This window comes from Actinosynnema sp. NPDC023658 (assembly GCF_040639995.1).
Taxonomy (GTDB): Bacteria; Actinomycetota; Actinomycetes; order Mycobacteriales; family Pseudonocardiaceae; genus Actinosynnema.
Genome location: NZ_JBFAAX010000644.1, coordinates 1 through 3,257 on the forward strand (window position 1 = coordinate 1; position 3,257 = coordinate 3,257).

3 protein-coding genes are annotated in these 3,257 nt (G+C 74.6%); all 3 read left to right on the forward strand.

What is annotated here, in order from left to right:
- Positions 1-119 precede the first annotated feature (119 nt).
- On the forward strand, positions 120-398 hold the full coding sequence (locus tag AB0G02_RS32580; protein ID WP_360801882.1) for a substrate-binding domain-containing protein: 279 nt from the start codon (positions 120-122) through the stop codon (positions 396-398).
- A 183-nt stretch (positions 399-581) separates the two neighbouring features.
- Positions 582-2,513: a DUF6541 family protein gene (locus AB0G02_RS32585; RefSeq protein ID WP_360801885.1), complete on the forward strand. Its 1,932-nt coding sequence runs from the start codon at positions 582-584 to the stop codon at positions 2,511-2,513.
- 93 nt (positions 2,514-2,606) lie between these two features.
- A partial coding sequence (locus AB0G02_RS32590) for a glycosyltransferase (protein ID WP_360801888.1) occupies positions 2,607-3,257 on the forward strand: 651 nt, incomplete at its 3' end.

The window sequence follows — 3,257 nt, forward strand, 5'->3', positions numbered from 1 at the left end:
GGGCCCGCGGCCCGGCCCACCCGTGTGGGGGGGGGGGGGGGGCCTCGACGCGGTGTTCTGCGGCAGCGACCAGATCGCCCCGCGGTGTCGCCGACGCGCTGCGGGCGGCGGGCCGGCGCGTGCCCGACGACGTGGCGCTGGTCGGCTTCGACAACTGGGACGTCATGGCCCTGGCCTGCCAGCCGCCGCTGACGAGCGTGGACATGGGGCTGGAGGAGCTGGGGCGGACGGCGGCCGACCTGCTCCTGGCCGCCATCAACGGCGAGGCCGCGCCCGGCCGTCACATCAGCCCCTGCCGGCTCGTCGTCCGCGACTCCACCGCCGTGCCCGTCGGCCCGGTCTCAGGGGGCGGTGTGCCCCGACGGCCGACCCCGGGGCTCACCGAGCGGTCGGTCTGACGCCGTCAGGGTGAACTTCCGACCGAAAACCGGACTCCGCTCAACCTCGGGGGATCTCGGACGACCTTTAGTCGAGGGCCGCGCCCGAGGGGGCGTCGGGGGACGGTGGAACTTCTGCGCGGCCCGAACGACGGTAGTCGCACACGCCGGCGTCGGTGAGGCGCCGGTGGCTGCCCTGCGCACATGGGGGATCGCGTGAACTGGTTCGAGGTCGCGCCGACCGTGCTCGTCACGGTCGGGTGGTTGTGGTTACCGGGGCTGCCGGTGGCGCTCTCGCTGGGGCTGAGGGGGATCGCGGCCTTCGCGGTCGCCCCGCTGGTGAGCACCGCGGTGGTCGCGTCCACCGCTGTGCTCGCGGAGGCGGCGGGGGTGGACTGGTCGGTGCCGGTGGCGCTCGTGGCCGCCGCGGTCGTGGCGCTGGTCGTGGGGGTCGGCGCGTTCCTGTTGCGGCGCAGGGAGTTCCTGGCGGCACGACCCGACCCGCGACGGCTGACCGCGGTGGCCGCGGTGGGGTTGCTGGTCGCGGTCGCCCTGGCGGCGTTCAGCGTGATGCGCGCGGTGGGGCCGCCGGACAGCCTGTCCCAGGTGTTCGACACGCCGTTCCACTACAACGCGCTGGCCTACGTGCACGACGCGCACCGGGCGTCCTCGCGGTCGCTCGGCTCGCGCGGCAACCCCGAGGTGCCCGCCGTGTTCTACCCGGCGGCCTGGCACGACTTCGGCTCGCTGGTGATGATGTCCACCGGCTCGTCGATCCCGGTCACCGCGAACGTGCTGTGCGCGGCCGTCACGGTGCTGCTGTGGCCCGCGTCGTGCCTGCTGCTGGTGCGCCAGCTGTTCGGCCGCGACACCGCCGCGCTCGCCATCGCGGGCGTGCTGAGCGTGGCCTTCCCCGCAGCGCCGTGGGACCTGTTCGGCTGGGGCGTGCTGTGGCCCAACCTGCTCGGCATGGCGCTCGCGCCGGCGGCGTTCGCGCTCGTGCTGACCCTGGCCGGCTGGGTGCGGGACGACGCGATCGGCAGGCCGCGCGCGTGGCTGCTGCTCGCGGTCGCCGCGGTGGCGGCCGGGTTCGCCCACCCGAACGTGCTGTTCACGCTCGTCGCGCTGGCGCTGTTCCCGGTCGGCGCGGCGGTCTTCCTGCGGGCGCGGCGACTGGGCAACAGACGTGGTGTCGTCGAGTGCGCCGCGTTCGTGGCCGTGGTCCTGGGCGGGTGGCTGTGGTCGTCGACCTCCCCGGTGTTCGCAGGGGCCAGGAACTGGGACTGGGCACCGATCGAGACCCCGGCCAACGCGGTCGGTGAGGTGCTGCTCAACGCCACCAACCACCGGGAGGCGCTGTGGCTGCTGTCGGCGCTGGTGGTCATCGGCGCGTGCACCGCCCGCCGGTTCCCCGCGCTGCGGTGGGTCCTGGCCGCGCACCTGGTGAGCGCGCTGCTGTTCGTGCTGGCGGCGAGCCTGAACCGACCGGACACGCGGCTGCTCACCGGCTACTGGTTCAACGACTCGCACCGGCTCGCGGCCATGCTGCCGATCACCGCCGTGCCCCTCGCCGTGGCCGGGGTCCTCGCCGTCGCCACCGCGCTGCGGGCCCGCGTGCGGGCGCCGCAGGCCGCCGTCGCCGTCGCGCTCACCGCGCTGCTGGCCGTCGTGACCGGTGGTCTCAACCCGACCGACCGGGAGGGCCGCATCTCGGTCACCTACCCGCGCGTCGAGGCGCAGAAGCTGGTGACGGACGAGATGCGGGCGTTCTACGCGCGGATCGCGGACGACATCCCGGAGGACGGCCGCGTCATCGGCAACCCGTTCGACGGCAGCGTGATGCTGTGGGCGCTCGCGGACCGCGAGGTGGTGTTCCCGCACTTCCTGGTCTCCGCCGACCCCGACGAGGCCTACCTCGGGCAGCACCTGCGGGAAGCGGCGACCGATCCGGAGGTCTGCCGGGCGCTCGCGCGCCAGCGGGTCGGCCACGTGCTGATCGGCAAGCAGGAGCCGAACACGCTCGGCGGCCGGTACGGCGGCATCGCGGGCGTGCAGGACGCGAAGGGCTTCGAGCTGGTCGACCGGTCGGGGGAGTCCCGGCTGTACCGGATCACCGCCTGCGGCCCGCACCGGTGACCGGCGGTCGCGTGACCCACTTGGGGCCGCGGATCACCCGAAGTGGTGAGCGGGGCGAGGTGTGGTCGCCGGCACCGCGGGTAGCAGTCGGGGATGGCTCGCACGACGGTCGTGATCGCCACGCGTGACCGCGTGGCGGAGTTGCTGCACACCCTGGACCGCCTGAGCGGGCTGTCGGTGCCGGTGATCGTGGTGGACAACGGCTCCTCCGACGGCACGGTGGCGCGCGTGCGCCGGGAGTTCCCGTGGGTGCGGGTGGTGGAGCTGGGGCGCAACGTGGGCGCGTCGGCCCGCAACCACGGCGTCCGGCTGACCCGCACGCCGTACGTGGCGTTCAGCGACGACGACTCCTGGTGGGCGCCGGACGCGCCGGCGAAGGCCGAGGAGCTGTTCGAGCGGCACCCGGGGCTGGGGCTGGTCGCCGCACGGGTCGTGGTCGAACCCGAAGGCCGGTTGGACCCGGTGTGCGCGGTCATGGCCGACTCACCGCTGGGCCGGGACGACGACCTGCCCGGCCCCTCGGTGCTGGGCTTCGTCTGCTGCGCCTCGATCGTGCGCCGGGAGGCCTTCCTGCGGGTGGGCGGGTTCAACCCGGTGCTGTTCTTCCCCGGCGAGGAGCGGCTGTTCTCCTGGGACCTGGCGGCGGCCGGGTGGACGTGCTGCTACGTCGACGACGTGGTGGCGCACCACCAGCCGTCCAAGGTGCGCGGCCCGTCGGCGGCCCGGCGGCGGGCCGAGCTGCGC

Excerpts from the sequence above, each read along its gene's own strand:
- AB0G02_RS32585 (WP_360801885.1), top strand. The coding sequence starts at position 582 with ATGGGGGATCGCGTGAACTGGTTCGAGGTCGCGCCGACCGTGCTCGTC.